Here is a 25,341-nt window from a genome sequence, read left to right on the forward strand (position 1 = left end):
CATGAGCCACGACGACACGCAGGAGTTCTCGCCGCAGCAGCAGGAGCCGCCCGGCCTCACCGGTGCCATGGACCCGACGCCCGACCACGGCGAGCGGTCGTACCGCGGCAGCGGCCGCATGGACGGGCTGCGTGCCCTGGTGACCGGGGGAGACTCGGGCATCGGGCGGGCGGTCGCGATCGCCTTCGCCCGGGAGGGTGCCGACGTCGCGATCTCCTACCTGCCCGAGGAGCAGCAGGACGCGGAGGAGACGGCACGCTGGGTCGCCGAGGCCGGCCGCCGCGCCGCCCTGCTGCCGGGCGACATCACGGACGAGGCCACGGCCCGGGGCCTGCCGGAGCGCGCCGTGGCGGAGCTGGGCGGGCTCGAGGTGCTCGTCAACAACGCCGGCTTCCAGATGGCGCGGCGCGACGCGCTGGAGGACGTGACGACCGACGAGATCGACCGGGTGCTCAAGACGAACCTGTACGCGCTGCTGTGGGTCACCCAGTCGGCGCTTCCGCACCTCGGCGAGGGGGCCTGCGTCGTCAACAACTCCTCGATCCAGGCGTACCAGCCCTCGACGTCCTTGCTGGACTACGCGTCCACCAAGGCGGCGATCAACAACCTCACGGTGAACCTCGCGGCCGAGCTGGGCCCTCGCGGCATCCGGGTGAACGCGGTCGCACCCGGCCCGATCTGGACGCCGTTGCAGCCGGCCACGCAGCCGCCGGAGAAGGTGGCGAAGTTCGGCGCCGACACCCCGCTCGGACGTGCGGGCCAGCCGGCGGAGGTGGCGCCGGCGTTCGTGTTCCTCGCCTCGCCGTCGGACGCGAGCTACGTCTCCGGCACCGTGCTGGGCGTCACCGGCGGCAAGCCGGTGTTCTGAGGGCGCCGACGATGACCGGGACCCGGCAGGACGCACGGCGGGACGCGGGGCACGAGGCGTGGCCGGAGGTGCCCGGCGCGCCCCGTCTCCGCTCGCTCGCCGACGTGGCGGAGCTCGTCGAGGTCATCTCCCCGGCCTACGTGCGCTTCAGCGCCGGCCCGGCGGCGGACCGCTCGACGGTGAGCCGCGACCACGAGAGCGGCTGCCTGCTGCCCGGCCTCAGCGTCAACCCGCTGACGCCGGAGCCGTGGTGGGACCGCCCGCTCGAGCACTGGCTCGCCCGGTAGCTGTGCCAGTACGCCCATCTCATGACGCCGGAACGCTACCCGTGGGTCCTCACCGGGGAGGTCGCCGGGCGCGGCCCCGACTGCGAACCCCTGCTGGTCAGGTCGACCCCTCTCGCGCGGGTGAGCCGCTCGGTGGTCGACGAGGCGACCGAGACGTACGCGCGCGAGTTCGACCGCGGCGAGGACGGGACCTGACGGCGCGCGGGTCACGCGAACGATGCCGGTCATGCAGGGACGACCGGCAGCCCGAGGGTGTCCGGCGCAGGGTGCGCGATGCAGAAGAACCGGCGGTCGACCAGGACCGGCGCCGTCGGAACCCACCCGGTGGCGTGCGTGCAAACGCCGGGTGTGTTGTCGTGAAAGTGCTCGCCGGTGCCGCGCAGGATGGGGAGGTTGGCGGGGCGTATCCGATGCGCTCCAGGTGCGCACGACACGAAATGCGACCTGCGGCCAGGCGACCGAGACGACGAATGTGCAGGCACGATCTCTCGTAGAGATATAGCGATTCCGGGCCATGGCGGCGTCCGCTGTCAGGAATGTGATTCCAGCAATGACAGGACGCTGGGGCGGCTCAATCGAACCCGGGCGCGATAGTGCAATCAGTTTCACCGAGAATTTCGCGACGACTTCATGGCGTCGCCGGAGAAGGAGTACCGATGGATAACACGGTGAAGGTGCTGGGTGCCGTAGCGGCCGGCTACCTGCTCGGCCGCAGGAAGAAGATGAAGCTCGCCATCTTGGCGGCCGGTCTGCTCGCCGGGAGAAAGCTCCCGACCTCACCTCGTGAGATCGGGAAGGAGCTCATGGAAGCCCTGGAGAAGAGCCCAGAGCTCTCCGGGCTGGTCGACCAGGTCAAGGGAAACCTCATGGACTCGGCACGCGCGGCCGCTGTGACGACGGCTCGTGCGCAGGTGGAGCGACTCACCGACACGGTCCGGGACCGCACGTCTGCGTACACCGGCGTGGTGGCGGACACGGCAGGGGAAGCGGGCGAAACGGCGGGAGCCGTCGTCGGAGAGCCTGAGGGTGAGGAGGAGCCCGAAGGTGAGGAGCCCGAGAACGAGGAGCTCGAGGGTGAGGAGCCTGAGGGTGAGGAGCCTGAGGGTGAGGAGCCTGAGGGTGAGGAGCCTGAGGGTGAGGAGCCTGAGGGTGAGGAGCCCGAGGGGGCCGACGAGTCGGCGGTGTCCACCTCCGGACGGACGCGACGGGCCCAGGGGGCGGCGCAGAAGGCCACTGGAGGCGCCGCGAAGAAGGCAGGCGGCACGGCCAGCAGGGCCGGTGGCGCGGCGAAGAGGAGTGGCAGCACGGCCCGGCAGACCGGTGGCACGGCGAAGAAGGCCAGCGGTGGGACCAAGCAGGCCGGTGGCACGGCGAAGAAGGCCGGTGGCACCGCGAGCAAGGCCGGTGGCAGCGGGGCGAAGAGTGCCGGGGGCGCGGCGAAGTCCGCGAGCAGGACCACCAGGAGGACCACGAGCCGTTCGACTGCCAAGGGTGGTAAATGATGAGTGAGCAGGCGCAGCAGGGCGGACAGGACAAGAGCGGTTCGTTCCTGGACGAGATCAATCTCGGCGGACTGATGTCAGAGGTCAAGAAGAGCGTCCAGAGCATCGGCAGCACAGCCGTCTCGAAGGCCGCTGACAAGCTGACCGACATCGGCAACGGCGGTTCGGTGCTCGGCGGAGCGGCCGAGGAAGGCGCCGAAGCTGCGGCGGAGGGAAAGTCTCCCGTCAAGGGCGCCCTCAAGGGCGGGTTGTCCGGGCTCAAGGACAAGGTGACGGACCTCCTCCCTGGCGGGGGCAAGGGCTCGAGCGGTGGTGGCGACCCGCTGAAGGCCATGAACATCGCCGAGTCGATCGACGTCGGTGTCCCGGTCAGCGTGGCCTACAACCAGTGGACGCAGTTCTACGAGTTCCCGGACTTCATGAAGAAGGTCGAGCATGCCGACGCCGAGGAGGGCGAGGAAGGAGAGGAGGTCGCGCTCGACTTCAAGGCTCAGGTGTTCTGGTCGCACCGCACCTGGACGGGAACGATCGTCGAACAGGTGCCCGACGAACTGATCGTGTGGCGCTCGGAAGGGGTGAAGGGGCACGTCGACGGTGCCGTGACGTTCCACGAGATCGCACCGCGACTGACCAGGATCTTGGTGGTGCTGGAGTACTACCCCCAGGGCTTTGTCGAGCGGATCGGCAACATCTGGCGTGCAGCCGGGCGTCGTGCCCGGCTGGAGCTCAAGCACTTCCGCCGTCACGTCATGATGAGCACGATGCTGGCCCCGGACGACGTCGAGGGATGGCGCGGTGAGATCCGGGACGGCGAGGTGGTGGAGACGCACGAGGACGCTCTCGAGCGCGAGGACCAGGAAGCACAGGAAGCGGGCGACGAGGAGTACGAGGAGGAGCCTGCCGGGGGCGAGTACGAGGAGGAGCCCGCCGAGGGGGAGTACGAGGAGGAGCCTGCTGAGGGGGAGTACGAGGAGGAGCCCGCCGAGGGGGAGTACGAGGAGGAGCCCGCCGAGGAGACAGCGCGATAGCCCTGAGGGAACCACCCCGTTGCCGGGGAGATTCCGACACCATTCCAGGCGAAAGGTTGTCCGATGACTGTAGATACCAGTGAGAGCCGAAGCACCACGTCCCGCCGAGGCGGCGGATATCTCGACCGGCCGAGCTCGAGCAGCCTGGCCGACGTCGTCGAACTCATCCTGGACAAGGGTCTGGTCATCGACGCCTATGTCCGGGTGTCGCTCGTGGGTATCGAGATCCTCACCATCGACGCGCGGATCGTCATCGCCAGTGTCGACACCTACCTGCGTTTCGCCGAGGCCACCAATCGTCTTGACCTCTACAAGCAAGGTGGCAAGGACCTGGGCGACATGATGGGCAGCGCCACCGAGAGCACGGCGAAGGGCAAGACGGAAGGCGTGCTCACCGGCGCCAAGAACGCGATCATGGGCAGTGACGACGATGACGAGGCCGAGGGCCACGAGTCGCGGCCCCAGCGCCGACCGGCGAAGAAGCCCACCCAGCGCCGCAAGCAGCAGGAGGACGCGTGACGGACACGGCTGACGCTGACTCCGGCTCGGTGCTGACGGTCGAGGCCGGCCAGGCCTGCTTCGTCTACGGCATCGTGCCCGCGGCGACACGGCTGCCGGAGGACCTCGCCGGGCTCGCCGGCCACCCGCCGCAGCTGCTGCGCCACGGTGACGTCGCGGCGCTGGTCGACGTCGTCGACGTGGACCGCGGGTGGGGGACCCGCGGGGACCTGCTCACCTACAGCCATGTCGTGGACGCCGTGGCTGCGGGCGGCCAGCCGGTGCTGCCCGCCCGCTTCGGCTCCGTGCTCGCCAGCACCGACGAGGTCACCGCCGAGCTGCTGGAGCCGAACCACGAGGAGTTCACCGCGCTCCTGGACGGGCTGCGAGGGCGGTCGCAGTACACCCTCCGGGTGCGCTACCAGCCGGACGTGGCGCTGGCCGAGGTGGTGGCGGAGCGCGCCGACATCGCAGCACTGCGGGAGGAGACGCGCGACCAGCCGGAGGAGGTCACCTACCACGCCCGGATCCGGCTGGGCGAGCTCGTCTCCGACGCGCTCGCGCAGAAGCGCTCGCGGGACGCGGAACCGATCATCGACGTCGTCACCGCGCCGGCCGTCGACTTCCGTGTTCGTGAGCTCGCCGGCAAGGACGACGTGGTGGAGGTCGCCCTGCTGATGGACCAGGCGGCGGTCCCCGCGCTGGAGAAGGCCGCCGAGGCGATCGCCGAGCAGGGGCACGACCGGATGCGGATGCAGCTGCGGGGCCCCAGCGCGCCGTACGACTTCGTCCCGGAGGTCTGAGCGTGGGCCTGCTCGGTGGACTGTTCGGACTGCCCCTGCTGCCGGTACGGGGCACGATCGCCATCGCCGAGGTCGTGCTCAGACAGGCCGAGGACGAGTACTACGACCCGGCGCGCATCCGGGCCCAGCTGGACGAGGTCGACGAGCTCCGTGCCTCCGGGGAGCTGTCGGAGGAGGACGCGGTTGCCCTCGAGGAGGAGCTCATCGCACGGTTGATGGTCTCCCGTACCGTGCCGCACGACCAGAGAGGTGGGACATGAGCGACACCGAGAGTGCGCCGCGGCGGACGAGAGCGTCGCGGACCGGCGAGTCGGACAGGCCTGCGTCCCGCAAGTCGCCGACGTCGTCGAAGAGCGCTGCGGGTGGAACCAGCAGCACGCGCGAGACCAGCCGTCCCTCTCGGCAGGAGCCGTCCTCGGGCGCCTCCGGCCGTGGCACCGCCAAGCCCCGGGCCGTCGCGGCCGAGGCCGTCCGGGCGCTGCAGGAGATGACCGGACGAGAGGCGGAGAGCGTGGTCGGCCTCAAGCGGACCGGCGACGGCTGGCAGGTGCAGCTGGAGGTGGTCGAGTCGCGCCGGATCCCCGACTCGGCGGACCTGCTCGCCCTGTACGAGGTCGACACGGATCCGGCAGGAGAGATGACGGGGTATCGGCGCAGACGTCGATACAACCGCGGCCACACGGGAGAGGAGCAGTGACGCGTGAGCCAAGAGCCCGAGCTGGTCGCACGTCGCGAACGGCCCTCGCCGTACAGCGCGCGCCCGGAGCCTTCGAACCTGGCCGACATCCTCGAGCGGGTGCTGGACAAGGGGATCATCATCGCCGGAGACATCCGGGTGAACCTCCTCGACATCGAGCTGCTGACCGTCAAGATCCGGCTGCTCATCGTCTCGGTGGACAAGGCCGCCGAGATGGGGATCGACTGGTGGAAGAACGACCCGATGCTCAGCACCAGCGCTCAGGAGGTCGCCGAGGAGAACCGTCGGCTCCGGGAGCGGATCGAGGAGCTGGAGTCAGGGGCCGGTGAGCCAGGGGATGAGTGAGTCCGGGGTCTACCTGTACGCGGTGTCGCGCGGGCTGCACGCCGACGACGTCGACGGGCTCGTCGGTCTACAGGGCGACCCGGTGAGGGTGCTGGACGGCCATGGCCTCAGCGCCGTGGTCGGCGACGTGGGCCTCGACGAGTTCGGCGACGAAGGGCTGCGCCGCAACCTCGAGGACCTGGCGTGGCTGGAGCAGGTCGCGCGCCAGCACGACGCGGTGGTGCGGGGGGTCGCGCGGCGGGGCGTGCTCGCGCCGATGAGGCTGGCGACCGTGTTCCTGAACGACGACAGCGTCGTGGAACGGCTGGGCGAGTGGGGCAGCGCGCTGCAGCGGGCGCTCGACCGGGTCGAGGGCCGGTCCGAGTGGAGCGTCAAGGTCTACGTCTCCTTGGAGGAGATCGAGGCGGAAGGGCGCGCCGCCGCGCACTCCCGCCCGGCGGGCGGTGGCGCGGGTGCGGCCTACCTGCAACGCCGCCGGAGCCAGATCACGCAGCGGGAGGACGCCCTCGGGGCTGCGTCGGAGCTCGGTGACTCGATCTACACCCGGTTGGCGCACTCGGTCGCCGCGAGCCGGCGTCTCCCCCCGCAGGACCGCAGGCTCACGGGCCACGAGGGCACGATGGTGCTCAACGCTGCGTACCTCGTCGGACACGACGACGAGGCGACGTGGACGTCGACCGTCGACGCGATCGTCGCCGAGCGCCCGCAGGCTCGCGTGGAGCTGCAGGGCCCCTGGCCCCCGTACTCGTTCGCCACCGTGGAGGACGTGTGAGCACGTCCGGGATCGCCGCGCGCACCGGCGCCGAGACCACGCCCTCCATGGTCGACGACGATGCGCCGAGCCGACCGATCGCACTGGTGGACCTCCTGGACCGGCTGCTCGGCACGGGCGTGGTGCTGTCCGGCGACATCACCATCTCCCTGTCCGGCATCGACCTGGTGGAGATCCATCTGCACGCACTGATCACGTCCGTGCGTGTCGAGGCTGCGAGGACACCATGACGCAGGAACCGCGAGCTCTGCCGGAGCGACTCGAGACCGACGCGGAGTCGGTCGAGCGAGACCTGTTCCGGCTGGTGCTCACCATCGTGGAGCTCGTCCGGCAGCTCATGGAGCGGCAGGCGCTGCGCCGTGTCGATCAAGGCGACCTGACCGATGAACAGGTCGAAGGGCTCGGCCTCGGCCTGATGCATCTCGAGGACGCCATGGCGGAGCTGCGGGGACGCTACGGATTCACGGTGGCAGATCTCAACATCGACCTCGGACCGTTGGGCACGTTGCTTGCCGAGTGAGCTGATCGCCGAGCGACGAGGACGACGGCGGGGGTCGATACTGGCGACGTGAGCAGGATCGTGCAGGGCGTGCGCGCCCTCGTCGCGCCGATGACGCGCACGCGCGCGTTCCGTGCCGTGGCCCCGGCCGCGCTGCCGCCCGTCGAGCGCGCGCTGGCACGGGTGACGCGGGGCCGGCTGCAGTTCAGCGCGGTCCTGGTGCCCTCGCTCGTGCTGCACACGGCGGGGGCCCGCACCGGCGAGCCGCGCGACACCCCGCTGATGTTCACCCCTGACGGCACCGGCGGGATGCTCGTGGCGGGGACGGCGTTCGCGCAGGACCGGCACCCCGCCTGGACGTACAACCTGCTCGCGCACCCGGACGCCGAGGTCAGCGTCCGGGGGCGGCGCTCCCGGGTGCGGGCGAGGCTGCTCGGGGACGACGAGCGCGACGCCGCCTGGGACCGGATCCAGGCGCAGTGGCCCGGGTACCGCGCCTACGAGCGCGACTCGGGGCGCGTGGTCCGCCTGTTCTGGCTGGAGCCCGTGCCGCCGCCGACCCTCTGACCGGCTCGACCCGGCGTCAGTACTCGACCGGGGTCTTCACCGACTGCCAGTGCCACGGCTCGGGGAGCCGGCCGTTCGGCTCCGCCCAGTCGGGGTGGGTCCAGCCGAACTGCTCGGCGTGCTCCTTCAGCCACGCGTACCGGTCACCGTCGAACCCCTCCGGTCCCATGCTGAGGTCGACGGCGGTGCCGAGGCCGTGGTTGGAGCAGCCGGGCGGGGCGGCGAGCGGGTTCGGGTCCTCCGGGTCGTACACCTCGACCTGCTGGTCGTAGCTGCGGTACGCGGAGTTGACGGTCAGGTCCTCGCCGAAGTGCGCGCGGTAGGCGTCGTTGAGCTTCACCAGGCCGTCCACGACGTCGGCGCGGACCGCGTACCCGGGCGCCCAGGGCAGGGGCGCGAGCTCCTTCTCCGAGAGCTTGCCCGCCTGGGGGAACCAGACCTGGTCGGGCTCGGGGCAGACGACGGCGTCCTGGGCGGTCAGGAGGTCGGTGGTGGCACCCTCGAGGTCGCCGAGGCGGACGGCCAGGCCCGCGGCGACGTCCTCCAGCCGGGCGAGCCCGGCCTCGGCGAGGGCCTTCTCGTCGGTCGCGGCCAGGGTCTCGTCCGCCGAGTCGAGGGACGTGCGCAAGGCGGCGCTCACGGCCTCGTTCGCGCCCTGCCCGTCCTCGCGCAGCTCCTGGGTCGCGGCCAGCACGCCCTCGGCGCGCCGGCGGGCCGGCTCCAGCGCGGTGCGGGCCTCGGCGGCCTCGGCGAGCGCGAACTCCACCCGGGAGTCGTGGACGGTCTCGAGCTCGCGGTCCAGGCGCTCGCGGGCGTCGGTGGCGTCCCCCGGGAGCCGGTCGAGGACCGGCGTCCCCGCGAGCACCGTCTCGGCGTCGCCGATCGCCGCCTCGAGGTCGGCCCGGACCGCGTCGTCGGCGACCTTGTCGGCCGAGGCGGCGTGCGCGGCCCGGGCGTCGTCGACCTTGGCGTCGAGGTCCTGCGTCTCGGACCACATGAACCAGCCGACGACCGCGCCGCCCGCGAGCAGGAGCACGAGGACCAGCGGCACGACCCGCGGCCCGCGGCGATGCTTGCCCGCCGAGCGCAGGTGCCGCAGCGACTGGTCGACCACCCGCGGCCGCGGCGTGACGGCCGCGAGCAGCACGCCCCCGACGGCCGCGCCCAGTGCGTACCAGGCCAGGTCGGTCACGGTGAAGGTGGTGCCGAGCACGTACCGCGCCTCGGGGAGCCGCTCGAGCACCTGCGCCGGGTACGGCGTGAGGTGCGAGAGCTCGATCGCCGCGCACACGACCAGGGCGACCACGGCCGCGACGACCGGGGTCGTGCGCGGCCGGACGAGCGCGACGAGGAGGACGACGAGCACGGCGTAGAGGCCGTCGCCGACCGGGCCGCCGACGGCGCCGGGAAGCAGCTCGCGGGCCGCCAGGCCGGCGGCGACCACGAGGAGCACGAGGAGGGCCGAGGCCGTGCGGGGGACGCGGGTCACCCGCGAACCCTACCGAGCGCGCGACCGCCCCCGGACCGCCCGGAAAACGAGGAGCGTCGGGCGGGGGCGCTCAGTAGGGTGCGACGCATGATCGGAACGGTCCTGGCCCTGGGTGGCGGCGGCTTCTCGATGTCCGACGACGGCTCGTCGGCCATCGACGACCACCTGCTCGACCTCACGGGCAGGTCGGTGCCGAAGGTGTGCTTCGTCCCGACGGCCAGCGGCGACGCCGACACGTACGCCCAGCGGTTCGAGGCCGCGTTCGCCGGCCGGGCCGAGACGTCCGTGCTCTCGCTGTTCTGCCACGAGCCGTGGGGCTACACCGACCCGCAGATGCTGCTCGACCAGGACGTCGTGTACGTCGGCGGCGGGTCGACGGCGAACCTGCTGGCGGTGTGGCGCCTGCACGGGCTGCCCGCCCTGCTGGAGAAGGCCGCGGCGGGCGGGACGATCCTCGCCGGCATCAGCGCGGGGATGAACTGCTGGTTCTCGTCGTCGTCGACCGACTCCTTCGGCCCGCTCGCGGCCCTGGACGACGGCCTCGGGTTCCTGGCCGGCAGCGCGTGCCCGCACTACCTCGGCGAGCCGGGCCGGCGGGAGTCGTACCTCGGCTGGGTCGGTGCCGGCGTGCTGCCCGGCGGCTACGCCGTCGACGAGTACGCGGCGGCGCGGTTCGTGGACGGCGAGCTGGTGGAGGCCGTGTGCGAGCGGCCCGACCGGCCCGTCTTCCGGGTCGAGCGGGGCCACGACGGCGCGACCGAGACACCGGTCGCCGTGCGGAACCTCCGGCCCGCGTCCCGGCCCGCGTCCCGACCCGCGTCCTGATCCGGGCCCGCGCGCCACGGCCCGCGACCGCTCCTGTGACCTACGTCCTCGTGGGGCCGGCGCAGGAGGCCTAGACTGACCCGGCCCCCCACCATCGTCCGAAGGACACCCCTGCCTTGATCACCGCCCACGGCGTCGAGCTGCGCTTCGGCGCTCGCGTCCTCCTGCACGAGGCGACCTTCCGCGTCGCCGCCGGCGACCGCATCGGTCTCGTCGGCCGCAACGGTGCGGGCAAGACCACGCTCACCAAGACCCTGGCCGGGGACACCCTGCCGACCGGCGGGAAGATCACGCGGGGCACCGACATCGGCTACCTCCCGCAGGACCCGCGCACCGGCGACCTGGACGTCGTCGCCATGGACCGCGTCCTCAGCGCCCGCGGCCTCGACCGGATCGTCGCCCAGATGCGTGAGACGGAGGGGCTCATGGCGAGCGCCGACGCGGACACGCAGGAGGCGGCGCTGGAGCGCTACCCGAAGCTCGAGGCCCGCTTCCTCGCCGCCGGCGGGTACGCGGCGGAGTCGGAGGCGCACCGGATCACGAGCAACCTCGGCCTCGACGACCGCGTGCTCGCCCAGCCGCTGCACACGCTCTCGGGCGGGCAGCGGCGCCGGATCGAGCTCGCGCGCATCCTGTTCTCCGGTGTGGAGACCCTGCTGCTGGACGAGCCGACCAACCACCTGGACGCCGACAGCATCATCTGGCTGCGCGACTACCTGAAGTCCTACCCGGGCGGCTTCATCGTCATCAGCCACGACGTGGAGCTGCTGCGCGCGACCGTGAACAAGGTGTTCCACCTGGACGCCAACCGGGGCGAGCTCGACCAGTACAACCTCGGCTGGGACGCCTACATCGCCCAGCGCGAGCAGGACGAGCGGCGCCGGCGCCGGGAGCGCGCCAACGCCGAGAAGAAGGCCGGCGCCCTCCTCGCGCAGGCCGACAAGATGCGGGCCAAGGCCACCAAGGCGACCGCCGCGCAGAACATGATGAAGCGGGCCGAGCGCATGATGTCGGGCCTCGAGGGCGAGCGGCGCGCCGACAAGGTCGCGCACCTGCGGTTCCCGAAGCCGGCCCCGTGCGGCCGCACCCCGCTCACGGCCGAGGAGCTGTCCAAGAGCTACGGCTCGCAGGAGGTCTTCGCGGGCGTCGACCTGGCCATCGACCGCGGCTCGCGGGTCGTCGTCCTGGGCTTCAACGGCGCGGGCAAGACGACGCTGCTGCGCATCCTCGCCGGGGTGGAGGGCTCCGACACCGGACGGGTGGTGCCCGGGCACGGGCTCAAGATCGGCTACTACGCCCAGGAGCACGACACCCTGGACATGGACGCGACCGTGGTGGAGAACCTGCGCCACGCGGCCCCCGACCTCACCGACACCCAGGTCCGGTCGGTGCTCGGCTCGTTCCTGTTCAGCGGGGACGACGCCGACAAGCCGGCGAACGTGCTCTCCGGCGGCGAGAAGACCCGGCTGGCGCTCGCGACGCTCGTCGTGTCCAGCGCCAACGTCCTGCTCCTCGACGAGCCGACGAACAACCTCGACCCCGCGTCGCGCGCCGAGATCCTCGGGGCGCTGAACACCTACGAGGGCGCGGTCGTGATGGTCACGCACGACGACGGCGCCGTGGACGCCCTCGAGCCGGACCGGGTGCTCCTGCTCCCGGACGGCGACGAGGACCTGTGGTCGGAGGACTACGCCGAGCTGGTGTCGCTGGCCTGACGGCCGCCGTCGCCCGCCTCGGCGGCGTCCACGAGGGCGTCCTCGTAGTCCTCGTCGAGGCGGCGGCGCGGTGCCCGGCGGGCGCGCACGGCCGCCCCGGTGGTCCCGTCGCCCTCGCCGTCGGGCCGGTCCGCGGCGATGAGGTCGCCCGCGGTGACCGTCGCAGGGCGGGTCTCGCGGCGCCACAGCACGACGTAGCCACCGACGGCGCCGAGCGCGAAGATGCACCACTGGAACGCGTAGCTCAGGTGCGACCCGGGGGAGGTGTCCGGCTCGGGCAGGGCGCCGAGCACCTGGCCCGGCGCCGGGTCCTCCGTGCGCACCTGCCCGTACGCGACCGCGGTCGCTCCGTCGGCCCACGCGGCTCCGTCCGCCCCGGCGGCGAGCACCTGGTCGGTGTTGATCGCCTGCACCTGGCCGGCGGGCGCGCCGCGGCCCGACGACGGTTCGTCGGCGCGCATCGTCATCACCACCTCGACCTCGCCCTCCGGCGGCGCGGGGACGGACGACGGGGAGGCGGCGTCGTCGCCCTGGGGCACGAAGCCGCGGTCGACGACCAGCACCAGCCGCGAGCCGTCGCCGGCCGTGGTCTCGAACGGGACGAGGACGTGGAACCCGGGCTTGCCGCCGACCGGGCGGTTGCGCAGCAGCACGGTGTCCTGCGTGCGGTAGGTCCCGGTCGCGACGGCCGGGTGCCAGACGTCGGCGTCCGCGAGCGTGGTGCCGGGAGCCGCCAGGAGGTCGCCCAGGGGGGCGGGCTCGGCGGCGTAGTTCGCCTCGACCAGGTCGATCTGCGCCTCGCGGTCGGTGTAGCGGTGCCACTGCCAGACGGCGGCGAGCACGCACAGGGCGGCGAGCAGCACGGCCGCGACGCCGAGGGTGACCCACTGGCGGCGGGTCCGCGGCGCCGGGGGAGCGGACGGGTCACCAGCGGCGGGGGACGGAGCGGGCGGCCGGCCTGCGCCGGCGGGGCGGAGCGGGAAGGTGGGGCCGGTCACTCGCGATCGAGCTCCGCGACCGGGACCGTCTGCTTCCAGAACGACCGGGCACCGAGGAACTCCTCGAGGTGGGTGCGGTGGTCGTCGCAGGCGAGCCACACCTTGCGCCGCTCGGGGGTGTGCAGGCGCGGGTTGTTCCACAGCAGGCCCCACTGCGCCTCGGAGCGGCAGCCCTTGGCCGAGCAGATCAGCTCGCCCGCGACGGGGTCGGCGCCGAGCCCGAGCACGTCCATCAACGATCATCCTCCGTCGTGCCCTGCGGGCTCTCGTCCTGCCGGTCGTCCTGGCGCTCGCCCTCGCCCTCGCCCTGGACCTCGCCCTCGGCGTCGCGCTCGTCCTGGTGCTCGATGACCCGGTCCGCGGCCGGGACCGTGCCGCCCGCGGGCGCGGCGGAGGGCTCCGCGGGCAGCGCGGCGGGTTCGCGGCCGGTCACGGGCGACGTGTCGTACGTGACGCGGTCGCGGCCGGCGTTGGCGAACAGCACGGCCGAGTAGGGGAGCACGACGGCGGCCGCGAGGAGCAGCAGCTGCAGCCAGAGCACGTCCTTCGCGAGGAAGATCGCGGACAGGAAGCACACGAGGCGCACGCCCATCTGCACCAGGTACCGCCGCGTGCGCCGGGCCTGGTCCTCGGCGAGCGACTCGGGAGCACCCGTGATCGAGGGCACGTGGGCATTGCTCACCCGGCCAGTCTACGGCGCCGCGCACGTCCCCCGGGCCCCTCAGCGGGCCGCGGCACGCACGTCGGGAACGGCGGACGGCGGCTGCGGAGTTGTAGGTATCCGACAAACAGCCGGGGCCGCCTGTGGCTCGTCGTGACCGGGCGGGCCGTGGCCCGGCAGGTAGCGTCGGGCGAGCGTGCCGGGAGATGCTGCCCCACGCACGCGTCCCGGCAGCACCCCGGCGTCCCGTCGGCCGTCCCAGCGACCAGGCCACCGGGCCATGCCAGCCGGACCGACCACGTCAGCCGACACGAGGAGATCCACCGTGACCGACGCCCCCGCCACGCCGTCCGAGGCCGAGACCCCCCGCGTCGTCGTCGTGACCGGCGCCGCACGAGGCATCGGGCGCACCATCGCCGAGCGCTTCGTCGCCGCGGGCGACACCGTCGCGACGCTCTACCGCGGCGGCGACCTGCCGGCCGGGGTGCACGGCTTCGTCGCCGACGTCACCGACAGCGCGGCCGTCGACGGCGCCTTCGCCGAGATCGAGAAGACGCTGGGCCCGGTCGAGGTGCTGGTCGCCAACGCGGGCGTGACCCGCGACCAGCTGCTCATGCGGATGAGCGACGAGGACTTCGAGACCGTGCTGGACGTCAACCTCACGGGCACCTTCCGCTGCGTGCGCCGCGCCTCCAAGGGCATGATCCGCGCCCGCAAGGGCCGCATCGTCCTCCTCGGCTCGGTCATCGGCCTGTACGGCGGGCCCGGACAGGTCAACTACTCGTCGTCCAAGGCCGCCCTGGTCGGCATGGCCCGCTCGATCACCCGCGAGCTCGGCGGCCGGGGGATCACGGCGAACGTCGTCGCGCCCGGTTTCGTCGAGACCGACATGACCGCGGCCCTGCCGGAGGCGACGCAGAAGGAGTACAAGGCGTCGATCCCGGCCGGCCGGTTCGCCTCCACCGAGGAGGTGGCCGGCGTGGTCCAGTTCCTCGCCTCCGACGCCGCCGCGTACGTGTCCGGCGCGGTGATCCCCGTCGACGGCGGGCTCGGCATGGGTCACTGACCCCGCGCCACCGCTTTCGTCCGTCCGCTGCCCCGGCGCGGCGGCGCCTCCCCTCCCGCGGCCCCGGGCCGCTACGCTCCCACCAGCACCCTCCGAAAGGTCATCATGGCTCTGCTCGACGGCAAGAAGCTCCTCATCACCGGCGTCCTCACCGACAGCTCGATCGCGTTCCACGCGGCGCGGCTGGCGCAGGAGCAGGGCGCCGAGGTCATCCTCAGCTCCTTCGGCCGGCAGATGAAGCTCACCCAGGCGTTCGCCAAGCGGCTGCCCGTCGAGGCGCCGGTGGTCGAGCTCGACGTGACCAGCGCCGAGGACCTCGCCGCCCTCGCCGACCGGGTCAAGGAGCACACCGACCGCCTGGACGGCGTGGTGCACTCGATCGGCTTCGCGCCCCAGTCCGTCATGGGCGGCAACTTCCTCTCCGCCGAGTGGCCGGACGTCGCGACGGCCATGCAGATCTCCACCTACTCCTACAAGTCGCTCATCGAGGCGGCGCGGCCGCTGATGGACGGCGGCGCCTACGTCGGGCTCACGTTCGACGCGACGTTCGCCTGGCCGGTCTACGACTGGATGGGCGTGGCGAAGGCCGGTCTCGAGTCCGCCAACCGGTACCTGGCCCGTGACCTCGGGCCGCACGGCATCCGGTGTAACCTCGTCTCCGCCGGGCCGATCCGTACCACGGCCGCCAAGTCCATCCCGGGCTTCGCGACCATGGAGGACGCCTGGCCGCAGCGTGCCCCGCTCGGCTGGGACCAGACGACCGCGGAGCCGGCGGCACGTGCCGTGGTGGCGCTCCTGTCGGACTGGTTCCCTGCCACGACCGCGGAGATCGTCCACGTCGACGGCGGTGTGCACGCGATGGGGCAGTGATCGGACCGACGTGACGAGACGGAGCGGATGAGAGCGTGGCTCACCCAGAGGATGCGGTGCCGCGTCGGCGGCTCGTGCTGCTGCGCCATGCCAAGGCCGAGCCCGGCCGCGGTGTCGTGGTCGACGACCGGCGTCCGCTGGCCCTGAACGGGCGCAAGCAGGCCGGCCGGGTCGGCATGGCCCTCACCGCCGCCGGGCTGGTGCCCGACCTCGCTCTCGTCTCCTCCGCGCTCCGCACCCGGCAGACCTGGGACCTCGCCTCGGCGCACCTCGACGGCGCGTCCGGGATCGAGCTGCAGGTGCGCGACGAGCTCTACGAGGCGAGCGTCGGCGACGTGCTCGACCTGCTGCGGGAGGTCCCGCCCGCGATGGGCACCGTCCTCGTCATCGGTCACGAGCCCACGATGGCGGCCACGGCCTCCTACCTGGCCGCCGAGGGGTCGGACGACGCCGCCCTCGCGCAGGTGCGCGTGGGCGTGCCGACGGCGACGTACTCCGTCCTGGAGACCGCCGCCGACCGCCCGTGGTCCGACTGGGGCCGCGCGGCCGCGCGGCTCGTGCACGTCGGCCGCCCGTCCTGACGCCGGCGGGTCAGGCGGCGGTCAGGCGTCGCCGAGGACCTCGGCGACGGTCGTGACCTCGACGAGCGGCGCGTAGAGGCGCATCGTGTCGAGGGCTCGCTCGTGGTCCGCGCGGCTCGCCCCGGCGCACGCGTCGGCGACCACCCGCACGTGACGTCCGGCGTCGGCGGCGGCGAGCACCGTCGACAGCACGCAGCAGTCGGTGGACACGCCGGCGACCACGAGCGTGCCCGCCCCTCCGGTCGCGGCGGCGAGCTCCGGCCCCCACTTGCCGAACGTCGCTGCCGTGACCACCGGCGCGCCGCCGGGGTCGAGGCCGTCGACGAGGTCGTACAGCGGGTCGTCCGGCGGCACCAGCGCGAACGGCCACGCGGCGAAGTAGTCGGCCCACGCGCCGCGGGGTTCGGACGGCGCGACGTACCGCGTGTACGCGACGCGCCCCGGGAACGCGGGCAGCAGCCGCCGCACGCCGCTCAGCGCCGCGGGGAAGTCCGGCGACGACCACGGGCTCGGCGGGTCGGCGAAGACGCGCTGCATGTCGACGGCCACGAGCCACGCGTCGTGCGACGCCCCGCCGCCGGAGCTCATCGCCCCTCCTGGCGCCGGACGGCGCGCGAGCTGGCTGCCAGCGTGCCGACGAAGCCCAGCACGAGCGCGACGAGCACGCCGAGGTTCGCTCCCGCCCACGTGCCGTCGCGCCCGCCGAGGCCGAGCGGCCCGAGCAGGTAGCCCTGCCAGGAGAGCCAGCCGGCGTACGTGTTGGTGACCAGCCCCCAGCCGATCGCCGTCCCGACGACCACGAGAGTCACCGCGGGCCATCGCACCCGGCCGTATCGCCCGGCCGCGTCGTAGAGGTCGGCCTCGGCGTAGTCGCGGCGGCGCAGGGCGATGTCCGCCAGCAGCACCCCGCACCACGCGGCGATCGGGACGCCGAGGGTGATGAGGAAGCCCTGGAACGGGCCGAAGAAGTCGTCGGCGACGAAGACGACGTAGACGGCGCCGAGCACCATGAGGACGCCGTCGAGCGCGGCGGCCACCCAGCGCGGGGCGGGCAGCCCGAGGGCCAGGAGCGCCAGTCCCGAGGAGTAGATGTCGAGCGCCGCGCCGCCGACCAGCCCGGCCAGGGCCACGAGCATGAACGGCACCAGGAACCACGTGGGCAGCAGCGTGGCGAGCGCGCCGATCGGGTCCGCGCCGATCGCGTCGGCCAGGGCCGGGTCGGACCCGGCGAGCAGCAGGCCGGCGACCAGCAGCAGCACCGGCGGCAGGGACGCCCCGAACGTCGTCCAGCCGACCACGCCCCGCCCGGAGGCCGATCGGGGCAGGTAGCGCGAGTAGTCGGCCGCCATGTTCACCCAGCCGAGCCCGAAGCCGGTCATCATGAAGACCAGGCCGCCGACGACCTGGGGCGCGGTGCCCGGCGGGATCGCGGCCACGGCCGCCCAGTCCACGTGCCCGGCGACCAGCACGACGTACACGGCCGTGAGCACGGCCGTGAGCACCGTGATCACCTGCTGCAGCCGCATCACGAGCTGGAAGCCGAACACCCCGGCCGCGACCACGACGAGTGCCACGACGCCGAGCGTCACCGCCTGCGTGACGGTGCCCCCGCCCCAGCCGAGCGTGCCCAGCACGGTCGCGGTCGCGAGGGTCGCCAGGGAGACGAGCACCGTCTCCCAGCCGACCGTGAGGATCCAGGACAGCAGCGACGGCAGGGCGTTGCCGCGTACCCCGAACGCGGCCCGGCTGAGCACCATGGTCGGCGCGCTGCCGCGCCGTCCGGCCAGGGAGACGAACCCGCAGAACAGGAACGAGACGACGATCCCGACGACCCCGACGACCACGGCCTGGGCGAACGAGACGTCGAACGCCAGGAGGTAGGAGCCGTACCCGAGACCGAGCACGGAGACGTTCGCCGCGAACCAGGGCCAGAAGAGGTCGCGGGGCCGCCCGTGCCGCTCGGACTCGTCGATGGTGTTGAGCGCGTTGGTCTCGACCGTGGTCGCCATGCCTCGATCCTCCCGCAGGCCGGCCACCCGGCGCTACGGCTGCGGCCCGGCGACCAGGCACGACGGGCGTGCCGGTGCTCAGGCCGGCGGGGGCGTGCGACCTGCTGCGGTGTCGACCTGGTCGATGATGTCGAGCACCGCGTCGATCCGGGGGCCGTCGATGCTGAACGGCGCCTGCGCCCGCACGACGGGCTTCGCGGCGAAGGCGACGCCGATGCCGGCGGCGGCGATCATGTCGAGGTCGTTGGCGCCGTCACCGACGGCGACGGTGTCGACCATGGGCACGCCGCACGCCGCGGCCCAGCGCCGCAGCGTCGCGGCCTTGTCGGCGCGGTCGATCACGGGCCCGACGGTGCGGCCGGTGAGCACGCCGCCCGCGACCTCGAGGCGGTTGGCCCGCCACAGCCGGATGCCGAGCGACGTCGCGAGAGGCTCGAGGATCTCCGCGAACCCGCCCGAGACGAGGCCGAACTCCCAGCCCCGGCGGTGGGTCTCGGCGACCAGCTCCGCGGCGCCCGGGGTGAGCTCGAGGGACTCGCGCACCGCGTCGAGCGCGGAGACGGGCACGCCCGCGAGGGTCGCGACCCGCTCGCGCAGCGAGCCCGCGAAGTCGAGCTCGCCGGCCATCGCGCGCTCCGTGACGGCGGCGACCTGCTCGCGCGTGCCCGCGTGGTCGGCGAGCAGCTCGATCACCTCGGCGGTGACGAACGTCGAGTCGACGTCCGTGACGACGAGGCGTCGCCGTGAGCCGTCCCAGGACCGCCGGTCGGGGTGCGGCTGCGCGTGCGAGCGGACGGGGGCGCCCGGCGTCGAGGCCTGCGTCGAGGGCGGCGCCGGGTCGTAGGAGGTGGGATCAAGCAAGGACGGTGCCCTTCGGGACGACGGTGATCCCCGACTCGGAGACGGTGAACCCGCGGGCCCGGTCCTCGTCGTGGTCGACGCCGACGCGTGCCCGCTCGCCCACCACCACGTTCTTGTCGAGGATGGCGCGGTGGACCTGGGCGTGCCGGTGCACCTGGACGTTGTCCATCACGACGGAGTCGGTGACGGTAGCCCAGGAGTGCAGGTGCGCGCCCGGGGACAGGATGGACCCTGCGACGGTCGCGCCGGAGATGAGGACGCCAGGCGAGACGATCGAGTCTGCGGCGTGCCCCAGGCGGCCGGCCCCCGCGTGCACGAACTTCGCCGGCGGCAGCCCGGTGTAGCCCGTGTACACGGGCCAGTCGGTGTTGTAGAGGTTGAACACGGGCTGCACCGCGATGAGGTCCTTGTTGGCCTCGAAGTAGGCGTCGATCGTGCCGACGTCGCGCCAGTAGTCGCGGTCCCGGTCGGTGGCGCCGGGGACGTCGTTGCGGATGAAGTCGTACACGCCGGCCGTGCCCTCGGCGACGAAGGCCGGGACGATGTCGCCGCCCATGTCGTGGCGGGAGTCCGGGTCGGCCGAGTCCTTCGTGACGGCCTCGACGAGCGCGTCGGCGTCGAACACATAGTTGCCCATCGAGGCGAGCACCTCGGTGGGGGAGTCGGGCAGCCCGACGGGGCTGGTCGGCTTCTCGAGGAAGTCCCGGATGCGGGTCGGGTCCGCGGGGTCCACGTCGAGGACGCCGAACTGGTCGGCGAGCGCGATCGGCTGGCGGATCGCCGCGACGGTGGCCCGCGCCCCGGACTCGACGTGCGCGTCGACCATCTGGGAGAAGTCCATGCGGTACACGTGGTCGGCGCCCACGACGACGACGATGTCCGGCCGCTCGTCGTCGATGATGTTGAGGCACTGGTAGATCGCGTCCGCGCTGCCCAGGTACCAGTGCTTGCCGACGCGCTGCTGCGCGGGTACCGACGAGACGTAGTTGCCCAGCAGCGCGGACATCCGCCAGGTCTTGGAGATGTGCCGGTCCAGGGAGTGCGACTTGTACTGCGTGAGCACGACGACGTGCAGGTAGTGCGAGTTGATGATGTTCGAGAGCGCGAAGTCCACGAGCCGGTAGATGCCGCCGAACGGCACCGCGGGCTTGGCGCGCTGCGCGGTGAGCGGCATGAGCCGTTTCCCCTCGCCGCCGGCGAGGACGATCGCGAGCACGCGGGGGTGGGACGCTGCCATGCCACGACACTAGGGCGTCCGGGCCGGCCGCGCCGGGCGACCCGCGAGCGGGGCCGGGCGATAGGTTGGACGGCGTGAGCACGCCCCCGAGCACGCCGTCGGACACCCTCCGGGTCGACCTGCTGACCCGCGAGTACCCCCCGCACGTCTACGGCGGGGCGGGGGTGCACGTCGCGGAGCTGTCGGCCGTGCTGCGGCCGCACGCCGACGTGCGGGTGCGCTGCTTCGACGGCACCCGGCAGGACGCGGGCGACGGCGTCACGGGCTACGAGGTCCCGGGGCCGCTCGCGCACGTCAACCCGGCGCTCGGCACGCTCGGCGTCGACCTCGCGATGGCCGCGGACGTCGCCGGGGCCGACGTCGTGCACTCCCACACCTGGTACGCCAACCTCGGCGGGCACGTGGCCTCGCTGCTGCACGGGGTGCCGCACGTCGTGACGGCGCACTCCCTTGAGCCGCTGCGGCCCTGGAAGGCCGAGCAGCTCGGGGGCGGCTACGCCCTGTCCTCCTGGGCGGAACGGACGGCCTACCTGGGCGCGGCCGGCGTGATCGCGGTCTCGGCGGGCATGCGCGCCGACATCCTGCGGGTGTACCCGGAGCTCGACCCGGACCGGGTGCACGTGGTGCACAACGGCATCGACCTGGCCGGCTGGCAGCGGCCGCCGGCGGGCGACCCCGAGGCCGAGCGTGTCGTGCGCGAGCTCGGGATCGACCCGGACCGTCCGGCGGTCGTGTTCGTCGGGCGCATCACCCGGCAGAAGGGCCTGCCCTCCCTGCTGCGCGCCGCCGCCCTGCTGCCGCGTGAGGTCCAGGTCGTGCTGTGCGCCGGCGCCCCGGACACGCCGGAGATCATGGCGGAGGTGCGCGCCCTGGTGGCCGACCTGCGACGCGTGCGCGGCGGCGCGGGTGCCGGCACGGGCGGCGCGGGCAGGGCCGCGCACGACGACGCCGGCGTGGTGTGGATCGAGCAGATGCTGCCGCGCCCCGACCTGGTCGCGGTGCTCGCGGCCGGCACGGTCTTCGTGTGCCCGTCCGTCTACGAGCCGCTGGGGATCGTCAACCTCGAGGCGATGGCGGTGGGCCTGCCGGTGGTCGGCACGGCGACCGGCGGCATCCCGGAGGTCGTCGACGACGGCGTCACCGGGGCGCTGGTGCCGATCGAGCAGGCCGACGACGGCACCGGGACACCGCTCGACCCGGACCGGTACGTGGCCGACCTCGCCGCGGCCCTGACCGCCGTCCTCGCCGACCCGGCGCGGGCGGCCGAGATGGGGGCGGCGGGCCGGCGCCGGGCCGCGGAGCGCTTCTCCTGGGCGGCGATCGCCGACCGCACGATGGACGTCTACCGCGCCGTGCTCGCGGGCTGACGTCCGGTGGCCGACGGGCTGACGAGGGGCGGCGGGTCAGCCCGGGACGGACGAGTAGGTCGCCGCCGACAGCGCGTGCCGGGCGGTGCGCTCGACCTCCCGCAGCGCGGTGGAGCGCTGGTCGGACTGCCACAGGTTCACGGCGCCGCCGTCGTCGGCGGTGGCGAGGTCCACGATGGCCAGCAGGCGCGTCGCGAGCTGCACCACCCGCGCCCGGCGCCCGTCCAGCGTGGGCACCGGCCAGCGGGAGGTCGTCGCCTGCCGGACGCGCTCGATCGCGTCGGCGGCGTCGTCGCGCCAGCGGGCCACGTCGAGGGAGTCGAGCGCGTCGGTGGCGACCACGAGGCTCGTGCGCAGCTCGCGCTCGGCGTCGGCGAGCGAGCCGAGCGCCCCGGCGACCAGGGTGGTCCAGGCCGGGACGGCCTGCACCTCCCAGTGGACCAGGTGACCCGGCTCGAGGGCGGTACCGAACGCGGTGACGCGGGGGACGGCCGCCCAGGAACCGGCGGCGGTCGTGACCACGACGCACTCGCCGGCCTCCGTCGCCGCGAGGTTCGCGGCCGCGGGGACGCCGGCGGGGTCGCCGGGCGCGGGCAGGAGCGCGCACACCTCGCGGGGGCCGTCGGACCAGGCGGCGGCCAGGTCCTTGAGCGTGGCGCCGTCGAGCGTGGCGTCGTCGGCCGTCGCGCGACCGGGCGCGGCGAGGGGCAGGCCGGTGACGGTGTGGGGTTCGTCGTCGTCCTGCACGCTGCGGACCACGACCCCGGGGGCGGCGCCCACGGAGCCCAGCCACAGCGCGAGCACGACGCTTCGCGGCAGTGCGTTCGGGTCGGCGTCCACCCGCCACAGGGTAGACGTTCGGGCGGCAGGACCGGGCCTCGAGCGGCGGCCGGGGACACCGCCGCCGCGCCCCGGACGAGGGCCGGAGCGGGGACGTCGCTCGGGTAGGGTCGTGCCTCATGAGCGCGGTTCTCGACCTGAAGGGCGTCACTGTCCGACGCGGCAAGTCCACCATCCTCGACGGCGTGGACTGGCAGGTGAACGAGGGCGAGCGCTGGGTGGTCCTGGGCCCCAACGGCGCGGGCAAGACGACGCTGCTGCAGATCCTCGCGGCCCGGTCGCACCCGACGTCGGGCACCGCCGACCTGCTGGGGGAGCGGCTGGGCCGCGTCGACGTCTTCGAGCTGCGCCCGCGCATCGGGTTCTCCTCGGCGGCGCTCGCCGACCGTATCCCCGGCCACGAGCGGGTACGCGACGTCGTCCTCACGGCGGCGTACGGCGTGACCGGCCGGTGGCAGGAGGACTACGAGGAGTTCGACGAGCAGCGCGCCACGGACCTGCTCGCGGCCTTCGACGTCGCCGACCTGTCGGAGCGGCACTACGGCACCCTGTCCGAGGGCGAGCGCAAGCGGGTGCAGATCGCGCGGGCCCTCATGACCGACCCCGAGATGCTGCTGCTCGACGAGCCGGCCGCCGGTCTCGACCTGGCGGGCCGCGAGGAGCTGGTGGGCGCGCTCTCCGAGCTCGCGACCGACGAGGCGTCGCCGGTCCTGGTGCTGGTGACCCACCACGTCGAGGAGATCCCGCCCGGTTTCACCCATCTGCTGCTGCTCGGGCAGGGCACCGTCCAGGCCGCCGGCCCGATCGCGGAGGTGCTCACCGCCGACAACCTGTCGGCGGCCTTCGGGATCCCGCTGATGGTCGCGCACGGCGGCGGGCGCTGGCTCGCCCGGGCGGCCCGGCCCGCCGCGCGCTGAGTGTTCCCCGAGCCGGGGAATACTTGGTAAAGTCTGTGCAAAACCCTGTGGCTGCGGCATCCGGCCCGGCGGCAGGGGCCAGGCGGAGGTGACCATGGATTCGTGGCTGTGGTGGGTCGGCGCGGCGCTGGTGCTGGGCGCCGTCGAGATGCTGTCGCTCGACCTCGTGTTCATCATGCTGGCCGGTGGCGCCCTCGGGGGCGCCGTGACGGCAGCCGCTGGCGGCGAGCTGTGGCTGCAGTTCGTCGTGGCCTGCGCCGTCGCCCTGCTCCTCATCTTCGTGCTGCGGCCCTGGGTGCTGCAGCACCTGCGCCAGCGCGTACCCCTCGTCGAGACGAACGCCGCCGCCCACGTGGGGCGTCCGGTCGTGGCGCTCACGGAGGTCACCGAGACCGGGGGCCGGGTGAAGCTGGCCGGCGAGGTCTGGAGCGCCCGCCTCGAGGACGACGGGATCCCGAACTCCTCGCCGCGGGTCCCCGAGGGAACCGAGATGCGCGTGCTGCGCATCGACGGCGCGACCGCCGTCGTCGAGCCCGTCGGCTCGTCGCACTCCCAGCACGAGCCCAGCGCGTGACCGTCGCCCGGACCGCCCCGAGGCGGCCGGGCGGCGCGTCGCCGTGCACCACCCGCCGGTCCGCCGGCAGAACCTGATCGACTCCCGAACGACATCGACAGAAAGGGACCATCGTGTCCGACCCCTCTGCCGGGACCATCGTGCTGTGGATCGTGATCCTCGCGCTCGTCATCTTCGTGGTCGTGGCGCTGTTCAAGATGGTGCAGGTCGTCCCGCAGGCCACCGCGCAGGTCATCGAACGGCTCGGTCGCTACAGCAAGACGTTCGAGCCCGGCCTGCACTGGCTGGTGCCCTTCATCGACAAGGTGCGGGCCAAGGTGGACCTGCGCGAGCAGGTCGTCTCGTTCCCGCCGCAGCCGGTGATCACGTCGGACAACCTCGTGGTGAGCATCGACACCGTCATCTACTTCCAGGTCACCGAGCCCAAGTCCGCCGTCTACGAGATCGCGAACTACATCACCGGTATCGAGCAGCTCACCGTCACCACGCTGCGTAACGTCGTCGGGTCCATGGACCTCGAGCAGACGCTGACGAGCCGCGACCAGATCAACGGTCAGCTCCGGGGCGTCCTGGACGAGGCGACCGGGCGCTGGGGGGTGCGCGTCAACCGCGTCGAGCTCAAGTCGATCGACCCGCCGCAGAGCGTGCAGGGCGCGATGGAGCAGCAGATGCGCGCCGAGCGCGACCGCCGTGCCACCATCCTGACCGCCGAGGGTGTCAAGCAGTCGCAGATCCTCACCGCCGAGGGCGAGAAGCAGTCCCAGATCCTGCGGGCCGAGGGTGACGCCCAGGCGCAGATCCTCACCGCGGAGGGCGAGGCGCGCGCGATCCTCCAAGTCTTCGACGCCATCCACACCGGTGACGCCGACCCCAAGCTGCTGGCCTACCAGTACCTGCAGATGCTGCCCCAGATCGCCAACGGCACCGCCTCGAAGCTGTGGGTCGTGCCGACGGAGTTCACAGCCGCGCTCGGCTCGATCGCGCAGGGCTTCGGCGGCGTGCCGGGGACCCCCGGGATCCCGACGCCGCCGTCCGCCGACGACGAGGGTGAGGGGTCGGCGGCCCAGCGTGCCCGGTCGTCGATGCTGGGATCGTCCGGTCTCACCGACCCGGGCGAGGCGCTCGCCGAGGCCCGCCGCCAGGCCGAGGCGGCCACCGCCGAGGCCACCAGTGCGGGGACCCGCTCGGGTGCCCCGTTCGACCCGAGCGAGACCCGCGGGCAGCGCCCGTCGGGCGCCGGGCCCACGCCGCCGGCGACCGGCCCCGAGCCGCGCACGCTCGGCGGCGAGCCGGACGAGCCGGAGGCGCCGCAGCAGTGACCGGTCAGCCGTGACCGTCCGGTGGCCGGGCACGGTCACCACGCGACGAGGGTCGTCATCCGGGCGGATGGCGGCCCTCTCGTCGTGCGTGGCCCGGCCCGGCCGGCCGCACGCCTTGCGGAGTGAGTGCTCACTCAGTTAGGGTC

General features: G+C 73.3%; 30 protein-coding genes and 1 pseudogene. 22 read left to right on the top strand and 9 right to left on the bottom strand.

Annotated features, from left to right (window positions below; all coding sequences use genetic code 11):
• Window position 1 precedes the first annotated feature (1 nt).
• The 13 genes and pseudogenes from IEW03_RS06395 (at window position 2) to IEW03_RS06455 (ending at window position 7,866) form a co-directional block, all read left to right on the top strand.
• Window positions 2-868: an SDR family oxidoreductase gene (locus IEW03_RS06395; RefSeq protein WP_188522840.1), complete on the top strand. Its 867-nt coding sequence runs from the start codon at window positions 2-4 to the stop codon at window positions 866-868.
• Window positions 869-879: 11 nt separating this feature from the next.
• Window positions 880-1,350, top strand: a pseudogene (locus tag IEW03_RS06400) (DUF6098 family protein).
• 461 nt (window positions 1,351-1,811) lie between these two features.
• Window positions 1,812-2,657: a hypothetical protein gene (locus IEW03_RS06405; protein ID WP_188522841.1), complete on the top strand. Its 846-nt coding sequence runs from the start codon at window positions 1,812-1,814 to the stop codon at window positions 2,655-2,657.
• Complete coding sequence (locus IEW03_RS06410) at window positions 2,654-3,685, top strand: SRPBCC family protein (protein ID WP_188522842.1); 1,032 nt, start codon at window positions 2,654-2,656, stop codon at window positions 3,683-3,685. The genes IEW03_RS06405 and IEW03_RS06410 overlap by 4 nt, the downstream gene beginning before the upstream one ends.
• Before the next feature lie 63 nt (window positions 3,686-3,748).
• Window positions 3,749-4,204, top strand: a complete 456-nt coding sequence (gvpJ, locus tag IEW03_RS06415) for a gas vesicle protein GvpJ (RefSeq protein ID WP_188522843.1) — start codon at window positions 3,749-3,751, stop codon at window positions 4,202-4,204.
• Entirely contained in the window at window positions 4,201-4,986 is a 786-nt protein-coding gene (locus IEW03_RS06420; RefSeq protein ID WP_188522844.1) for a GvpL/GvpF family gas vesicle protein, read from the top strand. Before gvpJ ends, IEW03_RS06420 begins: the two co-directional genes overlap by 4 nt.
• Before the next feature lie 2 nt (window positions 4,987-4,988).
• The gene (locus IEW03_RS06425; RefSeq protein WP_188522845.1) at window positions 4,989-5,246 is read left to right on the top strand and encodes a gas vesicle protein GvpG; all 258 of its coding nucleotides are present in this window, start codon (window positions 4,989-4,991) and stop codon (window positions 5,244-5,246) included.
• On the top strand, window positions 5,243-5,683 hold the full coding sequence (gene gvpO, locus IEW03_RS20550; protein ID WP_188522846.1) for a gas vesicle protein GvpO: 441 nt from the start codon (window positions 5,243-5,245) through the stop codon (window positions 5,681-5,683). The genes IEW03_RS06425 and gvpO overlap by 4 nt, the downstream gene beginning before the upstream one ends.
• A 3-nt stretch (window positions 5,684-5,686) precedes the next feature.
• Window positions 5,687-6,028: a gas vesicle protein gene (locus tag IEW03_RS06435; protein ID WP_229737655.1), complete on the top strand. Its 342-nt coding sequence runs from the start codon at window positions 5,687-5,689 to the stop codon at window positions 6,026-6,028.
• Entirely contained in the window at window positions 6,021-6,800 is a 780-nt protein-coding gene (locus IEW03_RS06440) for a GvpL/GvpF family gas vesicle protein (protein WP_188522847.1), read from the top strand. Before IEW03_RS06435 ends, IEW03_RS06440 begins: the two co-directional genes overlap by 8 nt.
• On the top strand, window positions 6,797-7,030 hold the full coding sequence (locus tag IEW03_RS06445; RefSeq protein WP_229737656.1) for a gas vesicle protein: 234 nt from the start codon (window positions 6,797-6,799) through the stop codon (window positions 7,028-7,030). Before IEW03_RS06440 ends, IEW03_RS06445 begins: the two co-directional genes overlap by 4 nt.
• Entirely contained in the window at window positions 7,027-7,320 is a 294-nt protein-coding gene (locus IEW03_RS06450) for a gas vesicle protein K (protein WP_188522848.1), read from the top strand. The genes IEW03_RS06445 and IEW03_RS06450 overlap by 4 nt, the downstream gene beginning before the upstream one ends.
• Window positions 7,321-7,368: 48 nt before the next feature.
• Window positions 7,369-7,866 (top strand): nitroreductase family deazaflavin-dependent oxidoreductase, encoded by a 498-nt coding sequence (locus IEW03_RS06455; protein ID WP_229737665.1) that lies wholly within the window; start codon window positions 7,369-7,371, stop codon window positions 7,864-7,866.
• A gap of 16 nt (window positions 7,867-7,882) precedes the next feature.
• Here IEW03_RS06455 and IEW03_RS06460 read toward each other — a convergent pair whose 3' ends face one another.
• Window positions 7,883-9,355 carry a DUF2809 domain-containing protein gene (locus IEW03_RS06460; protein WP_188522849.1) on the bottom strand — a complete coding sequence of 491 codons (1,473 nt, stop codon included), beginning with the start codon at window positions 9,353-9,355 and terminating at the stop codon, window positions 7,883-7,885.
• Between the two features lie 87 nt (window positions 9,356-9,442).
• Here IEW03_RS06460 and IEW03_RS06465 point away from each other — a divergent pair, with 87 nt between their 5' ends.
• Together IEW03_RS06465 and IEW03_RS06470 are read left to right on the top strand one after the other, a co-directional pair.
• Entirely contained in the window at window positions 9,443-10,180 is a 738-nt protein-coding gene (locus IEW03_RS06465; RefSeq protein WP_188522850.1) for a Type 1 glutamine amidotransferase-like domain-containing protein, read from the top strand.
• A 116-nt stretch (window positions 10,181-10,296) separates the two neighbouring features.
• Window positions 10,297-11,895 (top strand): ABC-F family ATP-binding cassette domain-containing protein, encoded by a 1,599-nt coding sequence (locus IEW03_RS06470; protein ID WP_188522851.1) that lies wholly within the window; start codon window positions 10,297-10,299, stop codon window positions 11,893-11,895.
• Here the strand turns inward: IEW03_RS06470 and IEW03_RS06475 are convergent.
• From IEW03_RS06475 to IEW03_RS06480, 3 genes are read right to left on the bottom strand one after another with little or no spacing between them, the layout of a single operon-like run.
• A complete protein-coding gene (locus tag IEW03_RS06475) occupies window positions 11,868-12,893 on the bottom strand; it encodes an SURF1 family cytochrome oxidase biogenesis protein (RefSeq protein WP_229737667.1) in 1,026 nt (341 codons plus the stop codon). The two genes, IEW03_RS06470 and IEW03_RS06475, sit on opposite strands and share 28 nt — an antisense overlap.
• The gene (locus IEW03_RS20355) at window positions 12,890-13,126 is read right to left on the bottom strand and encodes a hypothetical protein (protein ID WP_229737668.1); all 237 of its coding nucleotides are present in this window, start codon (window positions 13,124-13,126) and stop codon (window positions 12,890-12,892) included. The genes IEW03_RS06475 and IEW03_RS20355 overlap by 4 nt, the downstream gene beginning before the upstream one ends.
• Complete coding sequence (locus tag IEW03_RS06480; protein ID WP_229737670.1) at window positions 13,126-13,575, bottom strand: DUF3099 domain-containing protein; 450 nt, start codon at window positions 13,573-13,575, stop codon at window positions 13,126-13,128. Before IEW03_RS06480 ends, IEW03_RS20355 begins: the two co-directional genes overlap by 1 nt.
• A 259-nt stretch (window positions 13,576-13,834) precedes the next feature.
• On the opposite strand from IEW03_RS06480, the gene fabG reads away from it, so the two are divergent.
• The 3 genes from fabG to IEW03_RS06495 all read left to right on the top strand — a co-directional run bounded on the left by fabG (window position 13,835) and on the right by IEW03_RS06495 (window position 16,071).
• Window positions 13,835-14,620 carry a 3-oxoacyl-ACP reductase FabG gene (fabG, locus tag IEW03_RS06485; protein ID WP_371870597.1) on the top strand — a complete coding sequence of 262 codons (786 nt, stop codon included), beginning with the start codon at window positions 13,835-13,837 and terminating at the stop codon, window positions 14,618-14,620.
• 105 nt (window positions 14,621-14,725) lie between these two features.
• A complete protein-coding gene (gene fabI / locus IEW03_RS06490) occupies window positions 14,726-15,490 on the top strand; it encodes an enoyl-ACP reductase FabI (RefSeq protein ID WP_188522854.1) in 765 nt (254 codons plus the stop codon).
• A gap of 35 nt (window positions 15,491-15,525) precedes the next feature.
• Window positions 15,526-16,071: a SixA phosphatase family protein gene (locus IEW03_RS06495; protein ID WP_229737683.1), complete on the top strand. Its 546-nt coding sequence runs from the start codon at window positions 15,526-15,528 to the stop codon at window positions 16,069-16,071.
• A gap of 21 nt (window positions 16,072-16,092) precedes the next feature.
• Here IEW03_RS06495 and IEW03_RS06500 read toward each other — a convergent pair whose 3' ends face one another.
• The 4 genes from IEW03_RS06500 to glgC all read right to left on the bottom strand — a co-directional run bounded on the left by IEW03_RS06500 (window position 16,093) and on the right by glgC (window position 20,178).
• Window positions 16,093-16,659 carry a cysteine hydrolase family protein gene (locus tag IEW03_RS06500; protein ID WP_188522855.1) on the bottom strand — a complete coding sequence of 189 codons (567 nt, stop codon included), beginning with the start codon at window positions 16,657-16,659 and terminating at the stop codon, window positions 16,093-16,095.
• Window positions 16,656-18,080, bottom strand: a complete 1,425-nt coding sequence (locus IEW03_RS06505; RefSeq protein ID WP_188522856.1) for a purine-cytosine permease family protein — start codon at window positions 18,078-18,080, stop codon at window positions 16,656-16,658. The genes IEW03_RS06500 and IEW03_RS06505 overlap by 4 nt, the downstream gene beginning before the upstream one ends.
• A 78-nt stretch (window positions 18,081-18,158) precedes the next feature.
• On the bottom strand, window positions 18,159-18,773 hold the full coding sequence (gene serB / locus IEW03_RS06510) for a phosphoserine phosphatase SerB (RefSeq protein WP_229737823.1): 615 nt from the start codon (window positions 18,771-18,773) through the stop codon (window positions 18,159-18,161).
• Window positions 18,774-18,933: 160 nt separating this feature from the next.
• Window positions 18,934-20,178 (bottom strand): glucose-1-phosphate adenylyltransferase, encoded by a 1,245-nt coding sequence (gene glgC / locus IEW03_RS06515; RefSeq protein WP_188522858.1) that lies wholly within the window; start codon window positions 20,176-20,178, stop codon window positions 18,934-18,936.
• A 74-nt stretch (window positions 20,179-20,252) separates the two neighbouring features.
• Between glgC and glgA the strand changes: the two genes are divergently transcribed.
• A complete protein-coding gene (glgA, locus tag IEW03_RS06520; RefSeq protein WP_194446511.1) occupies window positions 20,253-21,545 on the top strand; it encodes a glycogen synthase in 1,293 nt (430 codons plus the stop codon).
• A gap of 36 nt (window positions 21,546-21,581) precedes the next feature.
• Here the strand turns inward: glgA and IEW03_RS06525 are convergent, their stop codons facing one another.
• Entirely contained in the window at window positions 21,582-22,385 is an 804-nt protein-coding gene (locus IEW03_RS06525; protein ID WP_188522859.1) for an Rv1486c family protein, read from the bottom strand.
• Between the two features lie 119 nt (window positions 22,386-22,504).
• Between IEW03_RS06525 and IEW03_RS06530 the strand changes: the two genes are divergently transcribed.
• From IEW03_RS06530 to IEW03_RS06540, 3 genes are all read left to right on the top strand, one after another.
• Entirely contained in the window at window positions 22,505-23,302 is a 798-nt protein-coding gene (locus IEW03_RS06530) for an ABC transporter ATP-binding protein (protein ID WP_188522860.1), read from the top strand.
• A 94-nt stretch (window positions 23,303-23,396) separates the two neighbouring features.
• On the top strand, window positions 23,397-23,876 hold the full coding sequence (locus IEW03_RS06535; protein WP_188522861.1) for an NfeD family protein: 480 nt from the start codon (window positions 23,397-23,399) through the stop codon (window positions 23,874-23,876).
• Between the two features lie 110 nt (window positions 23,877-23,986).
• A complete protein-coding gene (locus IEW03_RS06540) occupies window positions 23,987-25,195 on the top strand; it encodes an SPFH domain-containing protein (RefSeq protein WP_371870606.1) in 1,209 nt (402 codons plus the stop codon).
• The last annotated feature ends 146 nt before the right edge of the window (window positions 25,196-25,341 follow it).

The sequence above is a fragment of the Isoptericola cucumis genome, from assembly GCF_014635665.1.
GTDB lineage: Bacteria > Actinomycetota > Actinomycetes > Actinomycetales > Cellulomonadaceae > Isoptericola > Isoptericola cucumis.